Source organism: Bradyrhizobium genosp. A (assembly GCF_049949275.1).
Classification (GTDB): Bacteria; Pseudomonadota; Alphaproteobacteria; order Rhizobiales; family Xanthobacteraceae; genus Bradyrhizobium.
This window is the reverse complement of record NZ_CP188196.1, coordinates 5636775-5660131: the sequence shown is the minus strand read 5'-3', so window position 1 is coordinate 5660131 and position 23357 is coordinate 5636775. Positions and strand designations below refer to the sequence as shown.

The following is a 23357-nucleotide window of genomic DNA, read 5'->3' as shown; positions in this document are numbered from 1 at the left end:
AAAAGGCATCAAAAAAGGCGCCACATGACTATGAGGCGCCTTGTATGACGTTTAGATAATTGCCCGTCAAGGTTTAGTCCGTGACGGTCTCGGTGGCTTCATCTGAATCGGCGAAAAACTTGTTGATCTCGCGCGCCATGTCCTCCGGGGACACGTCAGCATTGTGGCCCGGGTAGAACTTGATGTTTCGAATCTTATTTTCGTCGAACAGATGCTTTTTTAGGGCTTCCATTTCAACTTGCATGTTCCTACCTCCGGCTACCTGCTTCCTAATGATTGACCCTAGGCGTGGCGGGTAGTTTTGTGCTCGCAACTCAGATAATGTTCCTCCGTGGCGCGACTATGGAGTTACCGAATTAACTTTTGGTAAGTATCCATTGACAATTGTCGATTCTTGATGCAGTCGCGCTCGGAATCCCTTGCTTCGTTACTTGTCTCTTAAAAGGCCCCGCCAAGTCAATGGCCTTGGGGTCATGTCAAGCCCATTTGTTCCACATAAGTTCGCAAAAGGACCCTTTTTCCTTCGGCTGTTGCTTAACCGACTCTCTGTTTGGTTGTTCCCAGCCTCTGTACGGTTCAATCTGTACGAGAGCTTTGACCTCCCTCAATTACCCTGAAATTCCGCTTCACCCGTACGGGCCGGTTCGGCTCCAGCGGCAGCACGGCGTCGATCAGGTCCCCCAGCGTCCAGACCCGATCCGCAATGCCAATGGCAACCGCTGGAGTGGTCTTGAGGGATTCGTGGACCCGACAGAGGTTGTAGTGAGCAACGTACAGGCTGACCGCCGCAGCGTGGTTGGTGAGCTTCTTTGAAAATCCATTCGTGAGACGCGCGAACCGCTTCTGCGTCATGCGCAGCGTGAGGTTCTGGCGCTCAACGTAGCTAGTCGAGATTTTGACCGGGAAGCCGCTTACTACCTCCCGCTCTACTGCAATTACCTCAGCCGGGCTGTAGCGGCGCGCGGCGTCCTTTACGGCCAGGTTCGTTACGGAGTAGGTCTTTACGATCACGCCATGGTGCGCATTGCCACGGAAGGCATCGCGGATGGCGTTCTGGTAGGGCAGGAAACCATCGGTGCTGATCTCCGGCTCGCCGATCACGCGCTCACGCAAGTCCTGCGTAAACAGGTCCGTATTCTCGCTGTCGCGTTTGCCAGTGCGGTAGCTGATGATGGCGCGGCTCGCGGAGCCCAGCGCAATGAACGAATACTGGTCGCCCTTATGGCCGATCTCGTTCCGCTCGACGCGCTTCTGCTTTTTGCCGACGTATCCCCAAATCTCGTCAAGCTCGATGCGGCCGACGCGGACGCCAACCATCATCCGGTCGTGCAGCTCGGCACAGCCCCGGCCGATGCGCTCGCCAAGGCGCATGATCGTATCGCGATGGATGCCGGTAAGGCGCTCAGTAGCGCGGATGCTCTGACCTTCGGTCAGGCATGAGATCACAAGGATTTTCTGTTCGCGGGAAAGTTCATTCATGAGGGCGCAATCCTCTGTGTGAGGAATTGGCCCGTCAGCGACTCTTTAAAAAACGCCCGCCAAGGCGTATATTCTTAGAGGTTATTCGCTTCGGGGCGCAATCCCGGGGTGGGTGACTAGGGATCGGCAGCGCGCCAACGCCGTCGGTCCCGCTAATTCGATGATGGTTCAGGGAGCCGGATTCGGACCGACATTTCCCAGCTTGTAGGGGCAGGTGTCCTACCGTTAGACGATCCCTGAGACGAAGCCGATTGCAGGGCCGTTGCGTTCCTCCCCCGAGGTTTGGCGCAGCGGCCCTTCCTTTTTCCCGGCCCCTTGGCGCTCGGCTAGCGCCCCAAGGGGCTCAAACCCTCCTGAACATCTGCGATCTCCTGTAATCGCAATCTGCCATTTCTTCGGACAAGGCGCAAGCCCATCTAGAGATTAATCTGGATTTTATCTATTGATTTATCTCTGGCGTTTTGTGATAAGGGGGCTCAGACGGCCATAGGAGGGCCGGAAGGATGGCAAAGGTTCGCAGCCCCAACTACCCCATGCTCGATCTTGGTGCGGCTTTGCAGGCCGCTCGCAAGGCCTATGCAAATGATCATCGCAATAAGATGTCCCGCATTGTGCTGGCAAAGCATCTTGGCCACGACAGCTTAAGCGGTCCCGCGCTTGGCAAAATAGGCGCGTTACGTGCCTACGGTCTGATCGACGGCAATGCTGACGAGATTCGCATCACTAACGAGGCTGTGCACGCCCTAGAGGCTCCAGAGGGCTCTGCTGAGCGAGCAGCGGCCATTTCACAATTGGCTCTACGCCCCAAGCTTTTCCAAGACATCCGGAAGGATTTCCCGGGCGCCGTGAGCCCAGATAACCTTCGCTTTTGGCTTATTAAACGGGACTTTGTACCGGAGGCCGCAGAGAAAGCCGCTAAGACTTATCTAGCCACTATGCGGCTTGTGGATGGTGGTACTCAGGCGTATAATTCTGTGGAAGAACCTGAAAAACAGGAGCCTCCGCTTATGAATCCGGCCGCTCAGACTCCCCGGAAAGATATTTTGGACCTTCCAGCATCGTTGTTCAAAGCACCTCCAATGTTGCAGGAGGTGTTTAATCTGGAAGAGGGACCGGTGACTCTTACGGTCCCGGGCGTGTTGTCGCCGGAAAGCTATCAAGACATGGCAGACCGGATCGAAATATTCCTGCGCGGGCTAAAGCGACGTTCAGACGCGGAGGCCGCTCGCCGTCGTGCTGACCGCGAAGATGCTCCGGAATGAAAGAGGCCGCCAACTGAGGCGGCCTTACTTTTTGAAGTCGCCAAAGATTGCCGGAGTGTTTGGGTAGCTGATGCTTCCGACACTCTTGAGTTGGTAGATATGAACTTTGGCGCCCACATTCATCCGGGCAGTCAAATCGGCTTGGGCCGATGCGCTCTCCAAGGACTGATGTATCTGCGGGGCAGGTTCTCCCGGCACCCAGACGAACCATACGAGACTGCTTTGGTCGGTCATGCAGTATGCTCCAGAAGCGAATTAGGACACTGCAATCTGGAACTTAGGACACTAAGGGTCAAATACGGACAGTACCAGGACCCGCAAAAGAACATATTGCGAACCTGGAACAAATGGTGTACATTGGTTTTATCGACGACCCGCCGCGCCAATCGTTTGTCCCGCACCCGAATCCTCGCCATAAGGAGCACGACCCGATGTCCACCACTGCCCTGCGTATCGTCGAAGGATCTTCCATGGACAAGAGTAAAGCTCTGGCCGCCGCGCTTTCCCAGATCGAGCGGCAGTTCGGCAAGGGCTCGGTGATGAAGCTCGGCAAGAACGACCGTTCGATGGATGTCGAGGCGGTCTCCTCGGGCTCGCTGGGGCTTGATATCGCGCTCGGCATCGGCGGCCTGCCGAAGGGACGTGTCGTCGAAATCTACGGGCCGGAATCCTCAGGGAAAACCACGCTGGCGCTGCATACGGTAGCGGAAGGGCAGAAGAAGGGCGGCATCTGCGCCTTTATCGACGCCGAACACGCGCTCGACCCGGTCTATGCGCGCAAGCTGGGCGTCAATATCGACGAGCTCCTGATCTCTCAGCCCGACACCGGCGAGCAGGCGCTGGAAATCTGCGACACGCTGGTGCGCTCGGGCGCCGTGGACGTGCTGGTGATCGATTCGGTTGCGGCGCTGGTGCCGAAGGCCGAGCTCGAGGGCGAGATGGGCGATGCGCTGCCGGGTCTCCAGGCCCGTCTGATGAGCCAGGCGCTGCGCAAGCTCACGGCGTCCATCAACAAGTCCAACACCATGGTGATCTTCATCAACCAGATCCGCATGAAGATCGGTGTGATGTACGGCTCGCCGGAAACCACCACCGGCGGCAACGCGCTGAAGTTCTATGCCTCCGTCCGCCTCGACATCCGCCGTATCGGTGCGATCAAGGAGCGCGACGAAGTGGTCGGCAACACCACGCGCGTCAAGGTCGTCAAGAACAAGCTGGCGCCGCCGTTCAAGCAGGTCGAATTCGACATCATGTACGGCGAGGGCGTCTCCAAGATGGGCGAGATCCTCGATCTCGGCGTCAAGGCCGGCATCGTCGAAAAATCCGGCGCCTGGTTCTCCTATGACAGCCAGCGCCTCGGCCAGGGCCGCGAGAATTCGAAAGCGTTCCTGAAGGCCAACCCCGACATCACCGCCAAGATCGAGACCTCGATCCGCCAAAACTCCGGCCTGATCGCCGAGCAGATTCTCGCCGGCAGCCCCGAGCGCGACGCCGACGGCGAGGAGCCGGCGGACGAGTAAACCTACCAGTAGAGTTTCGCGAGGAGCGGGCGCTGAGGACGTTGAGTTGCCGACGTCGTCAGTGCCCGTTTCGTTTTGCGTTGTCGTGATCGGGTGGTGTGATGAAGCGTCTGATCTTGACCAGTTCGTCGGGCTCCGGTCTAGCCAAGTCGAATCTGGCTGAGATTGTCGTTTTTTTCTTTTTCCGTTTCGCGTGGGGTCCGCTGCCTTCACCTGAATATTTCGCAGCCTATTTCGGGGCGCGCTCCGAGACGCTTAAGCTGGGCGACCACTGGTCGGATTGGGGTGTCATCTGGCCTCGCGCTTTCAAGGAACGCAGGAACCTGCCTCTTGCCGATTTTTGCGAGCGCTATGACGAAATTGAAATTTGGTTCGATCCAGGCCCCGAAGATCAACTGCAGCTGATTTGGCTGCTCGACTATCTCGGTTCATGCCCTAACTTGTTGGCAAGGCTCCGGCTGCGTTTGCTGGTGTCCGATCTGTTCAAGCTAAGAGGCGAAGAAGTCGGAAAGTCTGCTTCGTATATTCCCGTCGTGGATGTCACGGGCAGCGAACTCAAGACTGCCAGGATGGCATGGCAGGCCTATTGCGCGCCGACACCCGAGGCCTTTGCTGATCTCGATCACAGCGATCTTAGTGCATTGCCGATGTTGAGGCCGGTCGTGCTCGATCTCCTGGCAGAACTGCCGTCAGCTTCGACGGGACTTGGAGCGACGGAGATGAGATTTCTCGAGCTCATTGCGAGGGGGTTTACACGCGCGGATGCTCGGTTTCACTCGCGCAGGCTTCGGGGCACACGGGTCTTCGGAGAACTTGAGTCGGAATGGTTGCTCCAAGAGTTGGCCCACGGCCCGAGACCCGCTGTGGCCGGACTGGACGATGAACTGCGCACGATCGACCGCGAAGATGCCAGGGCTAGGCACGAGGCTTTCCTAGGCAGCCGTTTGTCACTGACTGAGTTTGGCAAGGCCGTCCTGGCCCATCAGGAAGATTTCAGTCGCCACAATCCGATCGATCGCTGGTGGGGCGGCACGCATCTGACCAATGATCGGCTGTGGCGCTATGGCTCCGTTTTGACGAAACCTTGAGGCCGGAACATGACGCGGCTCATTGTCACGACAGACTCGTCCATCGCCGGCGCCATTCAACAGGCGGGCCTTGCCGATCTTGTGATTGCGATCGAGCGGCGATTGGTTTGGGGACAATTGCCATCCGAGGCGGAGCTCGAAGCGTTCGTTGCGCCACGCACAACGCGGCCACATGGCCTTCATTGGCTGGACGATACGCCGTCCTGGTGCCTCGACCTGGAGATGCATAACGATTCAAACCGCTTGCAGCGGTACAAGCAATCCCGATTGTCGCTCACCGAGTTCGGCAAAGCGGTGCTGGGGGGCGATGAGAATTTTCGCCGCCACAACCGGATCGATCGCTGGTGGGGCGGCACCCGTACCCTACGTACGTATTCGCTCAGAGTGTTCCTGTACTGCGTATAATTTTGAGAGGCAATCGTGTCCCATTTGATCTTAGCCACGAATGATCTTGCGGAAGACGTGCTTCGGCAGGCGAGTGTCGCGAACGTCGCGCTCGGGTTCTATCTACGTTTCATCTCGAGGAAATTGCCTTCCGAAGAACAGCTTTTGATAGGGTTGGAGCGGCGATCGGCAAAGCACTGCAAACCTGGCGATCATTGGCTCGACGACGTTTGTCGTGGCTCGCTGGAAGACTTCGGCACGCGCGACACCGGTTTCTTTGAGCTGTGTGCAAAGTTCGGCTCAATTGAAATCTGGGTCGATCCTCGGCCCAATGATCAGCTTGTGCTCGTCTGGTTGCTGGACCTGCTGCGCCCCTACAAGGAGATCACAACAAAGCTGAGCCTGGTGCACACGGACGACGTTGTTGCAAGCTATGCGCCGGAGTCTGTCGCGAAATGGAAGCTGCCGGCCTTCAAGGTGACCGACAACCATTTGGTGGCGGCAAGCCGCGCCTGGCGAGCCTACCGGGCTGAAACGCCAGAGTCCTGTTTCGATCTGCTGATGACGGATCTAATGATTCGGCCGAGACTTCGATCGGCGTTGATTGCGATGCTTGAAGAGCTTCCGGACAGTGTGACGGGACTCGGTGCCAGCGAAATGGACCTCCTCGACTTTGTGAACGACGGGCAAACCGACCCAAGGCGCGTTTGCGAGGCGAGGTGGCTTCGCGATGTGTTCGACGAGGGCGACGCGCAAGCTGTCTTGATCGAACTGGGGGAACATTCGGTGCCGCCGGTCCTGTTGGGCGATCCGTCGTTCGACAATGAGGCCCGCTACTTCGGCAAGAGCGAGTGGAAGGTCACGCTGACTGAACTCGGGCGTTCACTTCTCGCTCGCGAAGACGATTTGTGGCGTCACAACCCAATCAAGCGCTGGTGGGGCGGTACTGAATTGACCAACGGACGGCTGTGGCGGTGGGATCGCGAAAGCCGATTGTTGGTTTAGCCCTAGAGGCGCGTTCGGTGCCGTAGGGTGGGCAAAGGCGCGCAAGCGCCGTGCCCACCATATTCGAAGCGCACAACGGTGGTGGGCACGCTCCGCTTTGCCCACCCTACGAAGCCGTTACTCCGCCGCTTCCGCGTAATCGCTCACCGGCGGGCACGAGCACACCAGGTTGCGGTCGCCATAGACGTTGTCGACGCGGCCGACCGGGCTCCAATATTTATCGGTGCGCGAGGTGCCGGCGGGGAAGCAGCCTTCAGTGCGGCTGTAGGCGCGCTTCCAGTCGTCATCGGCGATGTCGTGCACGGTGTGCGGGGCGTGGCGCAAGGGCGAGGCCTCGATCTTGAAGCGGCCGGCCTCGACCTCGGCGATCTCCTCGCGGATCGCGATCATGGCGTCGCAAAACCGGTCCAGCTCCGCCTTCGATTCCGACTCGGTCGGCTCGATCATCAGCGTGCCCGGCACCGGGAAGCTCATGGTGGGCGCGTGGAAGCCGTAGTCGATCAGGCGCTTTGCGATGTCGTCGACGGTGACGCCGGAGGTCGTCTTCAGCGGCCGCGGGTCGACGATGCACTCATGTGCGACGCGACCCCTGGCGTTCTTGTAGAGCACCGGGAAGTGCGCATCGAGCCGTGCCGCGATGTAATTGGCGTTGAGGATCGCGATCTCGGTGGCGCGCTTCAGGCCTTCGCCGCCCATCATCAAAATGTAGATGTAGGAGATGGTGAGGATCGAGGCCGAACCGAACGGCGCGGCCGAGACCGGGCCGACCGGCGCTTCTGCCTGGGCCGCTGGGTGACCCGGCAGGAACGGCGCGAGATGCGCCTTGACGCCGATCGGGCCCATGCCGGGGCCGCCCCCGCCATGCGGGATGCAAAACGTCTTGTGCAGATTGAGATGGCTGACATCGGCGCCGTAATCGCCGGGTCGGGACAGGCCGACCTGCGCGTTGAGGTTGGCGCCGTCCAGATACACCTGGCCGCCATGGCCATGCACGATGTCGCAGATCTCGCTTATGTGCTCCTCGAACACGCCATGCGTCGAGGGATAGGTGATCATGACAGCGGCGAGATTGGCCGAGTGCTTCTCCGCCTTGGCGCGGAGATCATTGACATCGACGTCGCCGTTGGCCTCGCACGCGACCACCACCACGTCCATGCCGACCATCGCGGCCGAAGCCGGGTTGGTGCCGTGGGCGGAGGAGGGGATCAGGCAGATTTTTCGGCGCGTTTCGCCGCGCGCGGCGTGATAGCCGCGGATGGCCAAAAGCCCGGCATATTCTCCTTGAGCGCCTGAATTCGGCTGCAGCGAGATCGCGTCATAGCCGGTGATGTCGCACAGCCATTTTTCCAGCCGCGCGAACAGCGCATGATAGCCCTTGGCCTGCTCGCGCGGAGCGAAGGGGTGCAAGGAGGCGAATTCCGGCCAGGTCAGCGGCATCATCTCGGTGGTCGCGTTCAGCTTCATGGTGCAGGATCCGAGCGGGATCATGGCGCGGTCGAGCGCGAGGTCGCGATCGCTGAGCTTGCGCATGTAGCGCAGCATCTCGGTCTCCGAGCGATGCGCGTGGAACACCGGATGGGTGAGAAAGGCGGTACCGCGTGTCAGCGCCTCCGGCAGCGCCTCGCGCGTGGTCGCGTCGATCTCGGCGTAGGAAAGCTGGCCGCCGAACGCGCGCCAGACCGCTTCCACAGTTGCGGGCGTCGTGGTCTCGTCGAGCGCAATGCGGAGCGCCGCTTCACCAACGCCGAGATTGATTGTCTCGGCGGCTGCGCGCGCAACGATCTCGGCGCGCTTGGCACCGGCATCGACGCTGAGCGTGTCGAAGAAGGCTTCGCTCGTCAGCGCGAAGCCGAGCTTGCGCAGGCCGCTAGCGAGCACGGCGGCGCGGCGATGCACATTGCGCGCGATCTGCGCAAGCCCCTCGGGGCCGTGATAGACCGCATACATCGCGGCGATCACGGCCAGCAGTACCTGCGCGGTACAGATGTTGGACGTCGCCTTCTCGCGGCGGATGTGCTGCTCGCGGGTCTGCAGCGCGAGGCGATAGGCAGGCATCCCGCGGGAATCGACGGAGAGGCCGACGATGCGGCCGGGCAGCGAGCGCTTCAGCGCATCGCGCACCGCCATATAGGCCGCGTGCGGGCCACCATAGCCCATCGGCACGCCAAAGCGCTGCGCCGTGCCGATCGCGATGTCGGCACCGAGCTCGCCGGGCGAGGCGAGCAATGTCAGCGCCAGCAGATCGGCGGCAACGATTGCGAGTGCACCCTTGGCCTTCAGCGCTGCGATCGCGGGCCTGAGGTCGCGCACCGCGCCCGAGGTTCCAGGATATTGCAGCAGCGCACCGAGCACGTCGGCCTTGTCGAGATCGGTGAGGGGATCGCCGACGACCAGCGACCAGCCGAGCGGCTCGGCGCGGGTGCGCATCACAGCTAACGTCTGCGGATGCACGTCCTTGTCGACGAAGAAGGCTTTCGCCTCGACCCGCGAGTGCCGCTCCGCGAGTGCCATCGCTTCGGCCGCCGCAGTCGCCTCGTCGAGCAGCGAGGCGTTGGCGACGTCGAGCCCGGTGAGGTCGCAGATCATGGTCTGGAAGTTGAACAGCGCCTCCAGCCGGCCCTGGCTGATCTCGGGCTGATAGGGCGTATACGCCGTGTACCAGGCGGGGTTTTCGAGGATGTTGCGCTGGATCACCGCGGGCAGGGTCGTGCCGGAATAGCCCTGGCCGATCAGCGAGGTGAAGACCTGGTTCTGCCGCGCGAGCTCGCTCATATGCGCGATCGCCTCGGTCTCGCTCAGCGGCTTGCCGAGATCGAGCGGGGCTGCCTGCCGGATCGAGGCTGGCAGCGTTTCCGCCATCAGCGCGTCGACGCTTCTAGCGCCGACCGCCTCTAACATTGCGGTGACATCGCGCGCCGACGGGCCGATGTGGCGGCGAGCGAAATTGGCGGCGGTGTCGCCGCTGGATTTACGGTGCGCGGTCATCGCTTGCTCCATCGTCCTCAAGCCGTGTGGGCCTTGTAGGCGGTTTCATCCATGAGGCCGCCGAGTTCGCTCTTGTCGGCAATCTTGATCTTGAAGAACCAGGCCTTGCTTTGCGCGTCCGAGTTCACCAGCGCCGGTTCGGCGGCGAGCGCGTCGTTGGTCTCGAGCACTTCGCCGGTCACAGGCGCGTAGACGTCGGAGGCGGCCTTCACCGATTCCACGACAGCGGCGGCTTCGGCCTTCTTCAGAGCGCGGCCGACCTTGGGCAATTCGACGAACACGACGTCGCCGAGCTGCGACTGCGCGTAATCGGTGATGCCGACCGTGGCGACATCGCCGTCGATCGCGAGCCATTCGTGGTCGGAGGTGTACAGCGTCGTGGTCATTTTCTTAGGTCCTCAGCGTTTGTAGGTGTTTTTCACGAAGGGCATGGCGGCGACGGTGAGGGCGAGGCGTTGCCCGCGCACCTCGGCGAAGAGTTTTGTGTCGAGCGCGCTTAAGCTCGTGGGCACGTAGCCCATGGCGACCGGCGCATTCAGGCTCGGGCCGAAGCCGCCCGAGGTGACCTTTCCGATCGGCTCGCCGCCTACGCTATCGGCAAACAGCAGCGCGCCTTCGCGCACCGGTGCGCGACCTTGGGCGAGCAGGCCGACGCGGCGGCGGGGCGCACCATGATCGAAATGCGCGAGGATTTTCTCTGCGCCGGGGAAACCACCCGCGCGGGCGCCACCGGTGCGGCGGCTCTTCTGCACCGACCATTCCAGCGCGGCCTCGACCGGCGTGGTCGCGGTGTCGATGTCGTGGCCATAGAGGCAGAGCCCGGCTTCCAGCCGCAGGCTGTCGCGGGCACCGAGACCGATCGGCATCACGTCGGGATTTTCCAGCAGCGTTTTGGCCAGGCGCTCGGCATCCGCAGCAGGCCACGAAATCTCAAAACCGTCCTCGCCGGTATAGCCCGAACGCGAGACGAAGCAGGCGAGGCCGGCGACCTCATGCGGGCCGGCGTCCATGAACTTCATGGAGGGCGCCTCTGCACACAATTTCGCCAGTGCGGCTTCGGCCTTCGGGCCCTGCAGGGCGATCAGTGCGCGATCGGCGAGAGAATCGATGTTGCAGGCGTCCGAGAGGTTCGCGCGCAGATGCGCCTCGTCCTCGGCCTTGCAGGCGGCGTTGACGACCAGGAACAGATGATCGCCGAAATTGGCGACCATCAGATCGTCGAGAATGCCGCCATCTTCATTGGTGAACTGGGCGTAGCGCTGTCGTCCCGGCGCAACCGCGACGATATCCTGTGGCACCAGCCGCTCCAGCGCGCGGGCGGCATCTTCCACCTTGCCGGACTTGGGCCGGAGTGCGATCTGGCCCATGTGCGAGACGTCGAACAGCCCGGCGGAGGTGCGGGTCTGGAGGTGCTCTTTCAGCACCCCGGCCGGATATTGGACCGGCATGTCATAGCCCGCGAACGGCACCATCTTGCCGCCGAGCGACACATGCAGGTCGTAAAGGGGTGTGCGTCGGAGGGAATCTTTGTCGTCACGCGCAAGCATCACAGGGGCCCTCGGCGGTTCCCCGGGGATGATTCCCCGAGACAAACCAGTCGAAGCCCCATCTGTCGCTGTGCCTGAGAGTATTATCCCGTCGGCGGACGCAGTCCGGGCCTTAAGCCCGTCGGCGCCTCTTTCCAGATGTCGTCAAAGCCACGCGGTCCGTTTGCCTGAGAGTTTCCGGGGCGGTTGCTCCTTCGGCGCCGGCAATGAAGCCGGTCTCTCCCGACGTGGCCGTACGATACAGATGGGTAAAGACCACAGCCCGGCCAAGCCTGTCAACGCGCCCTTTGCGGCTTTCAACGGGATTGCAACGTGGATTACGCGACTGCGGCAACCCTCTGATCTCTCTGCACAGTTTCTGGACAGCGAAGCTGGCCTTGTCTAAAAGCGCTTTGGCCCGCAGATATCAGCCCGAATCCCAGGTTTGGACGGCGAGGAAGCGGGTCCAAGCACACTCGATTGGATGAACATGAGCGGCGTCAACGAGATCAGGTCGACCTTTCTGAACTTCTTTGCCGAGAACGGCCACGAGATCGTGACGTCCTCGCCATTGGTGCCGCGCAATGATCCGACGTTGATGTTCACCAATGCCGGCATGGTGCAGTTCAAGAACGTTTTTACCGGCGTCGAGAAGCGGCCCTATCAGCGCGCCACCACCTCGCAGAAATGCGTGCGCGCCGGCGGCAAGCACAATGACCTCGACAATGTCGGCTACACCGCGCGCCATCTCACCTTCTTCGAGATGCTCGGCAACTTCTCGTTCGGCGACTATTTCAAGGAGCGCGCGATCGAGCTGGCGTGGAAGCTCATCACGAAAGACTTCGGGCTGAACAAGGACAAGCTGCTCGTCACCGTCTACCACACCGACGACGAGGCGCACGGGCTCTGGAAGAAAATCGCCGGCTTCTCCGACGACCGCATCATCCGCATCCCGACCTCGGACAATTTCTGGGCGATGGGCGACACCGGCCCGTGCGGCCCGTGCTCGGAGATCTTCATCGATCGCGGTGACCACATCTGGGGCGGCCCTCCGGGTTCACCGGAAGAGGACGGCGACCGCTTCCTCGAATTCTGGAATCTCGTCTTCATGCAATACGAGCAGGTGACGAAAGAGGAGCGCGTGGATCTGCCGCGTCCCTCGATCGACACCGGCATGGGGCTGGAGCGCATGGCCAGCATCATGCAGGGCGTCGACAGCATCTTCGAGACCGATCTGTTCCGTCATCTGATCGATGCGACGTCGTCGGCGCTCGGCAGCGGGCCGAACGAGCAGACCGTGGCCTCGTTCCGCGTCATCGCCGACCATTTGCGTTCGTCGGCCTTCCTCGTTGCGGATGGTGTGCTGCCCTCGAACGAAGGCCGCGGCTATGTGCTGCGCCGGATCATGCGCCGCGCGATGCGCCATGCGCAGCTGCTCGGCGCGAAAGAGCCGCTGATGCATCGCCTGGTCTGGGCGCTGGTCCGCGAGATGGGCCAGGCCTATCCCGACCTGATGCGTGCGGAGAATCTGATCGAGGAAACGCTGCGGCTGGAAGAGACCCGCTTCCGCAAGACGCTGGTGCGCGGCCTCGCCATCCTCGACGAGAAGAGCGCGTCCTTAAAGAAGGGCGACATGTTCGACGGCGACGTCGCCTTCACGCTGTACGACACCTATGGCTTCCCGCTCGACCTGACGCAGGACGCGCTGAAGTCGCGCGGCATCGGCGTCGACCAGTCCGCCTTCACCGACGCGATGGAGCGCCAGAAGGCCAAGGCGCGTGAGTCCTGGAAGGGGTCCGGCGAAGCGGCCTCCGAGGCGATCTGGTTCCCGCTGCGCGAGAAGCTCGGGGCCACCGAATTTCTGGGCTACGAGACCGAGAGCGCCGAAGGCGTGGTGTCCGCGCTGGTGAAGGACGGCCGGGAAGTTGCGAGCCTCAAAGCCGGCGACACCGGCGCGCTTCTGCTCAACCAGACGCCGTTCTATGCGGAGTCCGGCGGCCAGGTCGGCGACACGGGCGTGCTGACGGGTGAGGGCGGCATCAAGTTCCGCGTCACCGACACCCAGAAGAAGCTCGGCGATTTCTTCGTTCACGTCGGCACGCTGGAGAGCGGCGAGCTGAAGGTCGGCACCGCGTTGCAGCTCGAGGTCGATCATTCGCGCCGCTCGTCCATCCGCGCGCATCACTCGGCCACGCATCTCATTCACGAGGCGCTGCGCCAGGTGCTCGGCGACCATATCGCCCAGCGCGGCTCGATGGTCGCGCCCGACCGCCTGCGTTTCGACTTCGTGCATCCGAAGCCGATCACGGCGGAGGAGCTTGCCCGCGTCGAGGACATCGCCAACGACGTGGTGCTGGAGAACGACGAGGTCACCACCCGCGTCATGGGCGTCGACGAGGCCCGCGAGGCCGGGGCGCGCGCGCTGTTCGGCGAGAAGTATGGCGACGAGGTTCGCGTCGTCTCGATGGGCAGAACCGCGCGCGAGCGCGGCGTCAACGCGCTTGGCTGGTCGGTCGAGCTCTGCGGCGGCACGCATGTGCGGCGCACCGGCGACATCGGCCTGATCACGCTGACCGGCGAGAGCGCGGTCGCCTCCGGCGTGCGCCGCATCGAGGCGTTGACCGGAAATTACGCGCGCAAGCACGCCAACGAGACCATGGCGCTGGCGAAGACCGCGGCCCACGAGCTGCGCACCTCCATCGACGACGTTCCGGCGCGCATCACCGCGCTGATGGAGGAGCGCAAGAAGCTCGAGCGCGAACTCTCCGACGCCCGCAAGAAGCTCGCGATGGGCGGCGGTGCGTCAGCCGGCAGCAATGGCGCAGCCAGCGGCGTGCGCGAGGTTGGCAACGTCAAGCTGATGGCGCGTGCGGTCGAGGGCATCGAGATGAAGGATCTCAAGAGCCTTGCGGACGACGGCAAGAAGCAGATCGGCTCCGGCGTGGTCGCCATCATCGGCGTCACCGAGGACGGCAAGGCCGGAATCGTGGTCGGCGTCACCGCCGATCTCACCTCGCGCTTCAACGCCGTGAACCTGGTGCGCGTCGCCTCCGAGGCGCTGGGCGGCAAGGGCGGCGGCGGCCGGCCCGACATGGCGCAGGCCGGCGGACCGGATGGGGCCAAGGCGACCGAGGCACTTGCCGCGATCGAAAAAGCCATCCTGGATCAAAAATCGGCCGGCGCGTAGAGCACCATGGGCCTCGTTCCGCGAGGAATTGGGCTTCGCGATCCCAACTTAAGGGATCGCCTCTACGAATTGCTGGAGCACGATCCCTTGGCCTATTCGGCGGGATCGCGCTTTATCCAGATCATCATTGGCGTCATCGTGCTCGACGTCGCGGCGATGATCCTCGCCTCGGTGCCGGAGCTGGACACGCGGTTCGGCGTGCTGTTCTCGGCCGTCGCCATCTTCTGCGTCATCGTGTTCGCGCTGGAATACGCCGCGCGGCTCTGGACGGTGGCAGGCCACACGCCGCGCAAGGGCTCCGCGCTCGCCGACCGGCTCGGCTATGCCTTGTCGGCGCTCGGCATCATCGACCTCTTGGCGTTCCTGCCTGCCGCAATCGTGCTGGTCACGGGCCGGCATGCGACGCTCGCCGCGCTCGGCGTGCTGCCGTTCTTCAAGCTGATACGATATTCGCCGGCGATGCGCTCGCTGCTCGCCGCCGTGCATGCCGAGCGGCGCGCGCTGATCGGCTGCCTCGTCATCCTCGCCGGCGCGGTCCTGACGTTCGCCTCGCTGCTCTACGCCATCGAGCACGAGGTGCAGCCGGACAAGCTCGGCACCATTCCGGACGCGATGTGGTGGGCGATCGTGACGCTCGGCACCGTCGGCTATGGCGACGTCGTGCCGGTGACGGCGCTCGGAAAGATCATCTCGGTGTTCACGATTATCTCAGGCTTCGCCATGATCGCGCTGCCGGTCGCGATCATTTCGACCGCCTTTGCCGAAGAGGTGAAGCGGCGCGACTTCGTCGTCACCTGGGGCATGCTGGCCCGCGTGCCGCTGTTCTCGCATTTGTCGGCCTCGGAGATCGCCGACATCATGCGGCTGCTCCGCGCCCGCACCATCGAGCAGGGCGAGGTCCTGGTGCGGCGAGGGGATGCCGCCTCGTCGATGTATTTCATCACCGCCGGCGAAGTCGAGATCGCGCTGCCGAGCCAGCATGTGCGGCTCGGCGACGGCACCTTCTTCGGCGAGATCGCGCTGCTGCATAAAACCAAACGCAGCGGCACGGTGACGGCGACGCGCAAGACGCGGCTCCTGCTGCTCGACGCCCAGGACTTTCATGCCCTGATCGCGCGCATGCCGACGCTCGCCGCCCATGTCCATGAGACTGCGAGAGCGCGGCTGGAGGAGACCGGCGATCTCGCGGCAGCCGAGCTGGCGCAGGCGGAGCGCGAGGGTACCGACCGCTGAGCGGTCAGCCCTTCTTCAGGAAAACATACTCGGCCGAGTAGGGCGCGCTCCTGAACTCGCCGGCCTTCTCGCATGCGCCGTCAAGCTTGCCGCCATGGGTGTTGATGCGCTGGACGGTCGTGACCGGGGTCAGCAAGCCGCTGCCGCGGTGGGTGGTGACCTCCAGCTTCAGCCAGGGGATATCGGGAGCCGTTGCGCCCGGTGCGTTGCCGATGGCCTTGCCGACGACGGCGCTGCTGTCGGCAAGCTCCCAGTTCGGGCCGGCATAGTGGCGACCGATGGTCTTGCCCTCGGAGAGCAGCGTCGCGATCGGCTCGCGAAAAGCCCAGGCGAGCTTGCCGTCGGTGCCGGCCTTGCACTCATAGACCTGCGCGCCCTCGGCGTGGACGCTGAGCACGACGCTCTCGCCGGGGGCTGCGATGGCATCGGGAAGCGTCTCCGCGGCCCCGGCTGGCCCGATCATGGCCGCGAGCAACAGCAGGCAGGGGGCAGCAAACTTGGTCGACATGGTCGCATCTCCGCGGAGGGTCTCATAAAACGAACGGGCCGCGCTTGAGACGCGGCCCGTGATGATGTCCGACCCAGTCGGGCGAAATTGCGGACGGCTCAGGCCGCCAACGCCTTCGTGAGATTCTCCGCAACCTTGTCGAGGAAGCCGGTGGTCGAGAGCCAGCGCTGGTCGGCGCCGACCAGGAGCGCGAGGTCCTTGGTCATGTAGCCTTCTTCGACCGTGTCGACGCACACCTTCTCCAGCGTGTTCGCGAACTTCGCCAGTTCCGGATTGTTGTCGAGCTTGGCGCGGTGCGACAGGCCACGAGTCCAGGCGAAGATCGACGCGATCGAGTTGGTCGAGGTCTCCTTGCCCTTCTGATGCTCGCGGTAGTGACGGGTCACCGTGCCGTGGGCGGCTTCGGCTTCGACCGTCTTGCCATCGGGGGTGAGCAGCACCGAGGTCATCAGGCCGAGCGAGCCGTAGCCCTGAGCGACCGTGTCGGACTGCACGTCGCCGTCGTAGTTCTTACAGGCCCAGACGTAGCCGCCGGACCACTTCAGCGCCGAGGCCACCATGTCGTCGATCAGGCGGTGCTCATAGGTCAGGCCCTTGGCCTCGAATTCCTTCTTGAACTCGCGGTCGTAGATGTCCTGGAAGATGTCCTTGAAGCGGCCGTCATAGACCTTCAGAATCGTGTTCTTGGTCGAGAGATAGACCGGGTAGTTGCGCAGCAGGCCGTAGTTCAGCGAGGCGCGGGCGAAGTCGATGATGGAGTCGTCGAGATTGTACATCTCCATGGCGACGCCGGCGCCGGGCGCCTTGAACACTTCCTTCTCGATCACGGTGCCGTCCTCGCCGACGAACTTCATCGACAGGGTGCCCTTGCCCGGGAACTTGATGTCGGTGGCGCGGTACTGGTCGCCATAGGCATGGCGGCCGATGATGATCGGCTTGGTCCAGCCGGGAACCAGGCGCGGCACATTCTTGCAGATGATCGGCTCGCGGAAGATCACGCCGCCGAGGATGTTGCGGATGGTGCCGTTCGGCGACTTCCACATCTGCTTGAGGTTGAACTCCTTCACCCGGGCCTCGTCCGGGGTGATGGTGGCGCACTTGACGCCGACGCCGACCTTCTTGATCGCCTCGGCGGCGTCGATGGTCACCTGATCGTTGGTGTGGTCGCGGTGCTCCATGCCCAGGTCGAAATATTGCAGCTCGACATCCAGGAACGGGTTGATCAGCTTGTCCTTGATGTACTGCCAGATGATCCGGGTCATCTCGTCGCCATCGAGTTCGACGACGGGATTGGATACCTTGATTTTTGCCATGATCGGAGAAGCCCTCTTGGGAACGGCGCTTGCGGGGCGCCAATTTGAATATCCGCCGCCTCTTAGCACCGGACCGCGGTGGGCGAAAGCCAAGTGATTATGCACTTTTAGCTCATCCAGCTTCCACAGATGAGGGACGGGGAGCGGTCCCGCCGCTGAGGTGGGCCTGAAGCTTCAGGAGAGATTCAAAAGTCGAATCTAACCCCGTTATTTCCCTTGAGAATTTTGTCAGGACAGGCAAACGACAGGCGAGCGGGCAGCCGACGCTGAACCGGCTTTGAATCAATTTCTGAAGAGCGCCCTGGCAAGGCCTTGAGAACCACTGTGAAAGCGAAACGAAATGTCGGGGACTGACAAGAGCAAGGCGGGCCTCGCCCTCGACGGTCCCATCGTGATCCTGATCGAGCCGCAGCTCGGTGAAAACATCGGCATGGCGGCGCGCGCCATGGGCAATTTTGCCCTGAGCCGCCTGCGCATCGTCAACCCCCGCGACGGCTGGCCCAACACCGCCGCCCAGCGGGCCGCTGCCGGCGCCGACAACATTCTGGAAAACGTCGAATTGTTCGACACGGTCGGCGAGGCCGTCGCCGATCTCGATCTGCTGTTCGCCACCACTGCCCGTCCCCACGACCAGGCCAAACCGGTGGTCGGGCCGGAGGCGGCAGCGGCGGAAATTTCGGGGCACGTCGCGACCGGGGGCAAGGCCGGCATCCTGTTCGGACGGGAGCGATGGGGGTTGACCAACGAGGAGGTCGGGCTCTCCAACCGCATCATCACCTTTCCGGTCAATCCGGGCTTCGCCTCGCTCAACCTCGCCCAGGCCGTGCTGCTGGTCGGCTACGAATGGTTCAAGCGGGCGACCTCAGGCGAGCTGCCGCACGCCATGCCGGAGCGCTCCGAGCGCGCCTCACAGCACCAGATGCAGGCCTTCTTCGACAACCTCATTCGCGAGCTCGACCGGGTCGAATTTTTGCGCCCGGCCGAGAAGCGCGACACCATGCTGGTCAACCTGCGCAACATCTTCAGCCGGATGGAGCCGACCAAGCAGGACATGCACACCCTCCATGGTGTGGTGATGGCGATCGCGGAAGGGCGCAAGGGCCCGGCCAAGGGCGGCGTGCTCGACGGCGAGCAGGCCACGCGCCTGCGCGCTCTGCTGGCCGAGCACGGACAGGGCGGCGGCGTGCCCGACAGCGGCTCGACCGTGCGCGGCCTCGCGCGCCTGCTTCGCCGCAATCCGACCGATGCCGAGCGGCTGCTCTGGCAGGCGCTCACGCGCGACCGCCGCTTCGCGGGAGCATTCAAGCGCCAGACCCCGGTCGGCCGCCACATCCCGGACTTCGTCTCCTTCCCGCACCGTATCGCGATCGAGCTGGTCAACGCGGGCGAGGGTGAGACCATCGCGGCTGATCGGGCTTCGCGGCGGGCCTGGCTGGAGGCGCGGGATTATCGGGTGATTGAGATCCGGGCGGCGGATGTGGAGCGCGATCTTGAGGCGGAGCTGGTGCGGCTGCAGGCGATGATCGCGGAAGGATCAGCCGCCTCGTAGAGGTGTCGCCCTTCCGCGATCCATCGTTCATTTGCGATGGGCGCGCGTTTCAGATCTGAACCTGACCACCGTCGACGAAGAGCTCGACGCCGTTGACGAAGCTCGCCTCGTCGGAGGCAAGGAACAGCACGGCTTTGGCGATCTCCTCGGGCTGCCCGACGCGGCCGGCCGGGATTAGTCCGGCGACATACGTCTTCGTGCCTTCAGCCTGCTCGCCGAACAGCTCGTTCAACCCGGGAGTGTCGGTGACGCCGGGGCTGATCGCGTTCACGCGGATGCGCCGATCCTTCAGGTCGAGGATCCAATTGCGCGCGAAGTTGCGCACGGCCGCCTTGGTCGCCGAATAGACGCTGAAGGCGGGCGTACCCGAGACACTTGTGGTCGACGCGTTCAGCACGATGGAAGCGCCTTCGCGGAGCAATGGCAGCGCCTTCTGAACCGTGAAGAGGACGCCCTTCACGTTGGTGTCGAACGTGCGCTGGTAGTGCTCCTCGGTGATCGCACCGAGCGGCGCGAACTCGCCGCCGCCGGCATTGGCAAAGATTACGTCGATCTGCTGGTGCTTTTTTTGAACGGCGTCGTAGAGGCGGTCGATATCGGCAAGATTGGCCATGTCTCCCTGCACGCCGGTCATGCGACTGCCGATCGATTTCACGGCCGCGTCCAGCGCTTCCTGCCGGCGACCGGTAATGAACACCGAGGCGCCTTCGGCTGCGAAAGCTTTGGCGGTCGCGAGGCCGATGCCGCTGGTGCCGCCGGTCACCACCACGACCTTGTTGTTGAACCTGTTCGTCATCGTCCATCTCCTTCGAAAGCATTTGGCGACAATCGCCGTTGCCCGTCGTAGATGCTTACGGAACGATGGTGTGAAAAGTTAGCATATATGATACACACCGTTCTATGAGAGGAACGATGAAGGCTGATTTGAACGACTTTGCCTATTTTGCCGAGGTGGTTGGGCACGGCGGATTCGCTGCAGCCGGGAGGGCTCTGCGCGAGCCCAAGTCAAAGCTCAGCCGGCGGATTGCCGGGCTGGAAGAGCGCCTGGGCTTGCGCCTGATCGAGCGGTCCAGCCGACGTTTTCGCGTCACCGAAGTAGGGCAAGCCTTCTACGAGCGCTGTCGCGCAATCCTGTCCGAAGCTGAGCAGGCCGAGGCACTGGTGACGCAAGCGCAGGCCGAGCCTCACGGCCGCATTCGCTTCAGTTGCCCGACCGGCATGGTCGCGGAAATATTCGCGCTCACGTCGGGCTTCCTGGTCCGCTATCCCAAGGTGCGCCTTCAGTTCGTCGCCATCGACAGGCCCGTTGATCTGATCGACGAGCGGATCGATGTGGCTCTGCGCGTTCGTGCAGTCCTGTCGGGCGATGCAGCGCTCACGATGCGGTCGCTCGGGACATCCACGCGCATCCTTGTCGCGAGCCCCCAGCTTGCAAGCCGGCTGCGGACTCTAGATGACCTGACCGCACTTCCCACCTTGGCGACGTCAGACGACAACGATCTGGTTGAATGGCATCTGCAGACCGACGATGGACAGATTCGTGTTCTCAAGCACGAACCGCGCATGGGGTGCGGCGACTTCGGCGCGGTGCGTGATGCGGCGGTCGCCGGCCTCGGTGTTGCGCTCCTGCCCGATCACCTCTGTCGGGACGCGCTGGGGCAAGGCAAGCTCGTCCATGTGCTTTCGGAATGGCGCGGTCACCGCGGTATGGTGCATCTCGTGTTCACGACCCGACGAGGGCTGCCTCGAGCCGTCCGCGCGCTCATCGATCATCTCGCGGCTGGTTTTTCCAAGACGCCGCTGGTGTAGTGCGATGGCGGATTACGCCATCGGACGGCGTTTCGCGCAGCCGCGGGCGAATCCTTCCTACGAAGTTGACCCGAGCTGCACCTCGCGCTCGACTGCAATCCATGTCGTTTTCGCCACCGCCAGCAATCTCCTGCCTTCATCATGCAGAGCCGTCTCGGCGGTGCGCTTGCGGCCGTCGCGGCCGGTTGGCCAGGCCGTGATGATGCAGCGCTCGCCGGGGCGCGAGCGGGCTTCGATCCAGGCTGACATCCGGTCCAGCAGGAGCGGCGTCTTGTCGAAGCTGCTGCTATGCGGATCGCAATTGCAGGCGAAGCCGGTGGGGCGAGGCGAGGGGCCGGCGTGAAGCCCTAAGCCTCATTTATTGGCACGTTTCGTGCCTCCCAAAGCGGCAGGCCCGTGACATTGCCTCGCCAAGGGAGACCCTGACATGAAACGCGAAGACCTCACCGAGAAGCTGCTCGACATCAAGCGCGAGAAGGGCTGGAGCTGGAAATATATCTGCGAGAAGATCGGCGGCTATTCCGAGGTGCTGATCGTTGGCGCGATCCTTGGTCAGATGAAGCTGACCAAGCCGCAAGCCGCGAACGCCGCCGAGCTGTTCGGCCTGTCGAAGGCCGAGACGACGATGCTGAACGAGACGCCGATGCGCGGCATGGCGATGCCGCCGACTGATCCCCTGATCTATCGCTTCTATGAGCTGGTCATGGTCAACGGGCCCGCCTGGAAGGCGCTGATCGAGGAAGAGTATGGCGACGGCATCATGTCGGCGATCGACTTCGACATGGTGATGGAGCGCCTGCCCAACCCGAAGGGCGATCGCGTCAAGATCACCATGAGCGGCAAATTCCTGCCGTACAAATATTACGGCGCCAGCGGCAACGTGCCGGAGTACGGATTTAAAGAGGGCGAGTAGTGAATTGCGAGTAGCGGATGGACGCTCTTTTCCATTCGCTACCCGCCACTTACGACTCGCTGTTAAAGGATCGCGCCCGGCGCGTACTTGGCCGCTTCAGGCTTCGCCTTCGCCAGCGCGTCAACCTGCTCGGCGAAGTAATCGACCTGGGCGCCGGCATCGCCGGAATTGGCGCGACCGTGATCGAGCACGCGCTGCAGCTCGGCTTCGCTCAAGCCGAGACGCTGATCGGCGGCGAGGCGCTTAAGCAGGTCGTTCTGCACGATCGTGCCGGTCCGCAGGTCGCGAATGGCCGCGACCGCGTGCTCCTTGATCGCCTCATGCGCGCCTTCGCGGCCGGCCCCCTTCTTCACCGCTTCCATCATCACCGTGGTGGTCAGCAGGAAAGGCAGATAGCGGTTGAGCTCGGTCGCGACGACGGCGTCGAACACTTCCATCTGGTCGAGCACGGACAGCAGGGTCTCGAGCAGGCCGTCCATGGCGAGGAAGGCATCGGGCAGCATCACGCGGCGGACGACGGAGCAGGAGACATCGCCTTCGTTCCACTGATCGCCGGCGAGGCCGGCGGCCATTGCGAGATAGCCCTTCAGCACGACATGCAGACCGTTGATGCGCTCGCAGGAGCGGCTGTTCATCTTGTGCGGCATCGCGGACGAGCCGACCTGGCCTTTGGCAAAACCTTCGCTGGCGAGCTCGTGGCCCGCCATCAGGCGCAGCGTCTTGGCGAAATTGCCGGGACCGCTGGCGAGCTCGGTCAGCACGCTGACCGCGCGGAAGTCGAGGCTGCGCGGATAAACCTGGCCGACCGCATCAAAGCTCTTGGGCAGACCGAGGTGGACGAGAATGCGCTGCTCGAGCGCGCGCGCCTTGCCGGCATCGCCATTGAACAGCGTGATCTGATCGAGCCTTGTGCCGACCGCGCCCTTCAGGCCGCGCGCGGGATAGGTATCGAGCAAATTGACCAGGCTCTGATGTGAAACCAGCATCTCCTCGCCGAACATGGCGATGCGCTTGCCGAGCGTCGTGACCTGTGCGGCCACGTTGTGCGTGCGCGCCGTGAACGGCATGTCGCGCAATTGCTTGGCGTGCCTGGCAAAGCGAATGAGCGCGGCGATGCTCTTGGTCTCGACGAGCTGCAGCCCGCGATAGACCTGCAGCTGCTCCACGTTCTCGGTGAGGTCGCGGCTGGTCATGCCCTTGTGCAGGTGCTCATGTCCGGCCAGATCACAAAACTCCTCGATCCGCGCCTTCACGTCGTGGCGGGTGACGCGCTCGCGCCGCATGATGGAGGCCAGGTTGACCTGGTCCTTCACGCGCTCGTAAGCCTCGATCACGCCATCGGGCACGGCAATGCCGAGATCGCGCTGGCCTTTCAGCACGGCGATCCAGTAGTCGCGTTCGAGGCGAACCTTGCCTTCGCCACTCCAGATGGCGCGCATGGCGGGCGAGGCATAGCGTTGGGCGAGAACGTTCGAAATATGATCTGAGCTGTGATCTTGGGACATGCCGCCCATTTGGCATTGCCCGACGCCGGCTGCAAGCCCGAGAGGGCACGCGGGCGGGCGGGACGTCCGTCGTCCTCCGCCGCTCGCCGTC

21 protein-coding genes and 1 riboswitch are annotated in these 23357 nt (G+C 63.0%); of the genes, 10 read left to right on the top strand and 11 right to left on the bottom strand.

Features of this window, described 5'->3' with window-relative positions; genetic code table 11:
* Positions 1 to 73: 73 nt before the first annotated feature.
* Together ACP2YP_RS26530 and ACP2YP_RS26525 are read right to left on the bottom strand one after the other, a co-directional pair.
* Positions 74 to 244, bottom strand: a complete 171-nt coding sequence (locus ACP2YP_RS26530; protein ID WP_426419216.1) for a hypothetical protein — start codon at positions 242 to 244, stop codon at positions 74 to 76.
* Positions 245 to 576: 332 nt separating this feature from the next.
* Positions 577 to 1479, bottom strand: a complete 903-nt coding sequence (locus ACP2YP_RS26525) for a transposase (RefSeq protein WP_426419215.1) — start codon at positions 1477 to 1479, stop codon at positions 577 to 579.
* 503 nt (positions 1480 to 1982) lie between these two features.
* On the opposite strand from ACP2YP_RS26525, the gene ACP2YP_RS26520 reads away from it, so the two are divergent.
* Positions 1983 to 2741 (top strand): hypothetical protein, encoded by a 759-nt coding sequence (locus ACP2YP_RS26520; RefSeq protein WP_426419214.1) that lies wholly within the window; start codon positions 1983 to 1985, stop codon positions 2739 to 2741.
* 24 nt (positions 2742 to 2765) lie between these two features.
* Here ACP2YP_RS26520 and ACP2YP_RS26515 read toward each other — a convergent pair whose 3' ends face one another.
* The gene (locus ACP2YP_RS26515; protein WP_426419213.1) at positions 2766 to 2975 is read right to left on the bottom strand and encodes a hypothetical protein; all 210 of its coding nucleotides are present in this window, start codon (positions 2973 to 2975) and stop codon (positions 2766 to 2768) included.
* A gap of 197 nt (positions 2976 to 3172) precedes the next feature.
* Between ACP2YP_RS26515 and recA the strand changes: the two genes are divergently transcribed.
* The 4 genes from recA (at position 3173) to ACP2YP_RS26495 (ending at position 6738) form a co-directional block, all read left to right on the top strand.
* Positions 3173 to 4261, top strand: a complete 1089-nt coding sequence (recA, locus tag ACP2YP_RS26510; RefSeq protein WP_026233157.1) for a recombinase RecA — start codon at positions 3173 to 3175, stop codon at positions 4259 to 4261.
* Between the two features lie 101 nt (positions 4262 to 4362).
* Complete coding sequence (locus ACP2YP_RS26505; protein WP_426419212.1) at positions 4363 to 5349, top strand: hypothetical protein; 987 nt, start codon at positions 4363 to 4365, stop codon at positions 5347 to 5349.
* A 9-nt stretch (positions 5350 to 5358) separates the two neighbouring features.
* Complete coding sequence (locus tag ACP2YP_RS26500) at positions 5359 to 5754, top strand: hypothetical protein (protein ID WP_426419211.1); 396 nt, start codon at positions 5359 to 5361, stop codon at positions 5752 to 5754.
* A 15-nt stretch (positions 5755 to 5769) separates the two neighbouring features.
* Positions 5770 to 6738: a hypothetical protein gene (locus ACP2YP_RS26495; RefSeq protein WP_426419210.1), complete on the top strand. Its 969-nt coding sequence runs from the start codon at positions 5770 to 5772 to the stop codon at positions 6736 to 6738.
* A gap of 117 nt (positions 6739 to 6855) precedes the next feature.
* On the opposite strand, the gene gcvP is transcribed toward ACP2YP_RS26495, so the two are convergent.
* Genes gcvP through gcvT form a run of 3 tightly spaced genes read right to left on the bottom strand, consistent with a single transcriptional unit; the run spans position 6856 to position 11270 of the window.
* Positions 6856 to 9723 carry an aminomethyl-transferring glycine dehydrogenase gene (gene gcvP, locus ACP2YP_RS26490; RefSeq protein WP_426419209.1) on the bottom strand — a complete coding sequence of 956 codons (2868 nt, stop codon included), beginning with the start codon at positions 9721 to 9723 and terminating at the stop codon, positions 6856 to 6858.
* Between the two features lie 17 nt (positions 9724 to 9740).
* On the bottom strand, positions 9741 to 10109 hold the full coding sequence (gene gcvH / locus ACP2YP_RS26485) for a glycine cleavage system protein GcvH (protein WP_426419208.1): 369 nt from the start codon (positions 10107 to 10109) through the stop codon (positions 9741 to 9743).
* A 12-nt stretch (positions 10110 to 10121) separates the two neighbouring features.
* The gene (gene gcvT, locus ACP2YP_RS26480) at positions 10122 to 11270 is read right to left on the bottom strand and encodes a glycine cleavage system aminomethyltransferase GcvT (RefSeq protein ID WP_426419207.1); all 1149 of its coding nucleotides are present in this window, start codon (positions 11268 to 11270) and stop codon (positions 10122 to 10124) included.
* A 146-nt stretch (positions 11271 to 11416) separates the two neighbouring features.
* A riboswitch (glycine riboswitch) is annotated at positions 11417 to 11505 on the bottom strand.
* 234 nt (positions 11506 to 11739) lie between these two features.
* Between gcvT and alaS the strand changes: the two genes are divergently transcribed.
* Both alaS and ACP2YP_RS26470 read left to right on the top strand, forming a co-directional pair.
* The gene (alaS, locus tag ACP2YP_RS26475) at positions 11740 to 14436 is read left to right on the top strand and encodes an alanine--tRNA ligase (protein ID WP_426419206.1); all 2697 of its coding nucleotides are present in this window, start codon (positions 11740 to 11742) and stop codon (positions 14434 to 14436) included.
* Positions 14437 to 14442: 6 nt separating this feature from the next.
* A complete protein-coding gene (locus ACP2YP_RS26470; RefSeq protein WP_426419205.1) occupies positions 14443 to 15669 on the top strand; it encodes a cyclic nucleotide-gated ion channel in 1227 nt (408 codons plus the stop codon).
* Between the two features lie 4 nt (positions 15670 to 15673).
* On the opposite strand, the gene ACP2YP_RS26465 is transcribed toward ACP2YP_RS26470, so the two are convergent.
* Both ACP2YP_RS26465 and ACP2YP_RS26460 read right to left on the bottom strand, forming a co-directional pair.
* Positions 15674 to 16177, bottom strand: coding sequence for a DUF3455 domain-containing protein (locus tag ACP2YP_RS26465; RefSeq protein ID WP_426419204.1), 504 nt, complete (start codon positions 16175 to 16177; stop codon positions 15674 to 15676).
* Between the two features lie 98 nt (positions 16178 to 16275).
* On the bottom strand, positions 16276 to 17490 hold the full coding sequence (locus ACP2YP_RS26460) for an NADP-dependent isocitrate dehydrogenase (protein WP_426419203.1): 1215 nt from the start codon (positions 17488 to 17490) through the stop codon (positions 16276 to 16278).
* Between the two features lie 340 nt (positions 17491 to 17830).
* Between ACP2YP_RS26460 and ACP2YP_RS26455 the strand changes: the two genes are divergently transcribed.
* Positions 17831 to 19039 (top strand): TrmJ/YjtD family RNA methyltransferase, encoded by a 1209-nt coding sequence (locus ACP2YP_RS26455; protein WP_426419202.1) that lies wholly within the window; start codon positions 17831 to 17833, stop codon positions 19037 to 19039.
* 49 nt (positions 19040 to 19088) lie between these two features.
* Here ACP2YP_RS26455 and ACP2YP_RS26450 read toward each other — a convergent pair whose 3' ends face one another.
* On the bottom strand, positions 19089 to 19835 hold the full coding sequence (locus tag ACP2YP_RS26450) for an SDR family NAD(P)-dependent oxidoreductase (RefSeq protein ID WP_426419201.1): 747 nt from the start codon (positions 19833 to 19835) through the stop codon (positions 19089 to 19091).
* 116 nt (positions 19836 to 19951) lie between these two features.
* Between ACP2YP_RS26450 and ACP2YP_RS26445 the strand changes: the two genes are divergently transcribed.
* Positions 19952 to 20848, top strand: coding sequence for a LysR substrate-binding domain-containing protein (locus ACP2YP_RS26445; RefSeq protein ID WP_426419200.1), 897 nt, complete (start codon positions 19952 to 19954; stop codon positions 20846 to 20848).
* A gap of 57 nt (positions 20849 to 20905) precedes the next feature.
* Here ACP2YP_RS26445 and ACP2YP_RS26440 read toward each other — a convergent pair whose 3' ends face one another.
* Positions 20906 to 21097: a hypothetical protein gene (locus tag ACP2YP_RS26440; protein ID WP_426419199.1), complete on the bottom strand. Its 192-nt coding sequence runs from the start codon at positions 21095 to 21097 to the stop codon at positions 20906 to 20908.
* Between the two features lie 178 nt (positions 21098 to 21275).
* On the opposite strand from ACP2YP_RS26440, the gene cynS reads away from it, so the two are divergent.
* The gene (cynS, locus tag ACP2YP_RS26435; protein ID WP_426419198.1) at positions 21276 to 21761 is read left to right on the top strand and encodes a cyanase; all 486 of its coding nucleotides are present in this window, start codon (positions 21276 to 21278) and stop codon (positions 21759 to 21761) included.
* Positions 21762 to 21823: 62 nt separating this feature from the next.
* Here cynS and purB read toward each other — a convergent pair whose 3' ends face one another.
* Entirely contained in the window at positions 21824 to 23266 is a 1443-nt protein-coding gene (gene purB / locus ACP2YP_RS26430; RefSeq protein ID WP_426419197.1) for an adenylosuccinate lyase, read from the bottom strand.
* Positions 23267 to 23357: the final 91 nt, after the last annotated feature.

Bases quoted from the DNA above. Each gene is read 5' to 3' on its own strand.
- recA (WP_026233157.1), top strand. From the start codon at position 3,173: ATGTCCACCACTGCCCTGCGTATCGTCGAAGGATCTTCCATGGACAAG.
- gcvT (WP_426419207.1), bottom strand. From the start codon at position 11,270: ATGCTTGCGCGTGACGACAAAGATTCCCTCCGACGCACACCCCTTTAC.
- cynS (WP_426419198.1), top strand. From the start codon at position 21,276: ATGAAACGCGAAGACCTCACCGAGAAGCTGCTCGACATCAAGCGCGAG.
- gcvH (WP_426419208.1), bottom strand. From the start codon at position 10,109: ATGACCACGACGCTGTACACCTCCGACCACGAATGGCTCGCGATCGAC.
- ACP2YP_RS26445 (WP_426419200.1), top strand. From the start codon at position 19,952: ATGAAGGCTGATTTGAACGACTTTGCCTATTTTGCCGAGGTGGTTGGG.
- alaS (WP_426419206.1), top strand. From the start codon at position 11,740: ATGAGCGGCGTCAACGAGATCAGGTCGACCTTTCTGAACTTCTTTGCC.
- ACP2YP_RS26505 (WP_426419212.1), top strand. From the start codon at position 4,363: ATGAAGCGTCTGATCTTGACCAGTTCGTCGGGCTCCGGTCTAGCCAAG.
- ACP2YP_RS26470 (WP_426419205.1), top strand. From the start codon at position 14,443: ATGGGCCTCGTTCCGCGAGGAATTGGGCTTCGCGATCCCAACTTAAGG.
- ACP2YP_RS26460 (WP_426419203.1), bottom strand. From the start codon at position 17,490: ATGGCAAAAATCAAGGTATCCAATCCCGTCGTCGAACTCGATGGCGAC.
- purB (WP_426419197.1), bottom strand. From the start codon at position 23,266: ATGTCCCAAGATCACAGCTCAGATCATATTTCGAACGTTCTCGCCCAA.
- ACP2YP_RS26465 (WP_426419204.1), bottom strand. From the start codon at position 16,177: ATGTCGACCAAGTTTGCTGCCCCCTGCCTGCTGTTGCTCGCGGCCATG.
- ACP2YP_RS26450 (WP_426419201.1), bottom strand. From the start codon at position 19,835: ATGACGAACAGGTTCAACAACAAGGTCGTGGTGGTGACCGGCGGCACC.
- gcvP (WP_426419209.1), bottom strand. From the start codon at position 9,723: ATGACCGCGCACCGTAAATCCAGCGGCGACACCGCCGCCAATTTCGCT.
- ACP2YP_RS26500 (WP_426419211.1), top strand. From the start codon at position 5,359: ATGACGCGGCTCATTGTCACGACAGACTCGTCCATCGCCGGCGCCATT.
- ACP2YP_RS26525 (WP_426419215.1), bottom strand. From the start codon at position 1,479: ATGAATGAACTTTCCCGCGAACAGAAAATCCTTGTGATCTCATGCCTG.
- ACP2YP_RS26520 (WP_426419214.1), top strand. From the start codon at position 1,983: ATGGCAAAGGTTCGCAGCCCCAACTACCCCATGCTCGATCTTGGTGCG.
- ACP2YP_RS26440 (WP_426419199.1), bottom strand. From the start codon at position 21,097: ATGTCAGCCTGGATCGAAGCCCGCTCGCGCCCCGGCGAGCGCTGCATC.
- ACP2YP_RS26515 (WP_426419213.1), bottom strand. From the start codon at position 2,975: ATGACCGACCAAAGCAGTCTCGTATGGTTCGTCTGGGTGCCGGGAGAA.
- ACP2YP_RS26530 (WP_426419216.1), bottom strand. From the start codon at position 244: ATGCAAGTTGAAATGGAAGCCCTAAAAAAGCATCTGTTCGACGAAAAT.
- ACP2YP_RS26455 (WP_426419202.1), top strand. From the start codon at position 17,831: ATGTCGGGGACTGACAAGAGCAAGGCGGGCCTCGCCCTCGACGGTCCC.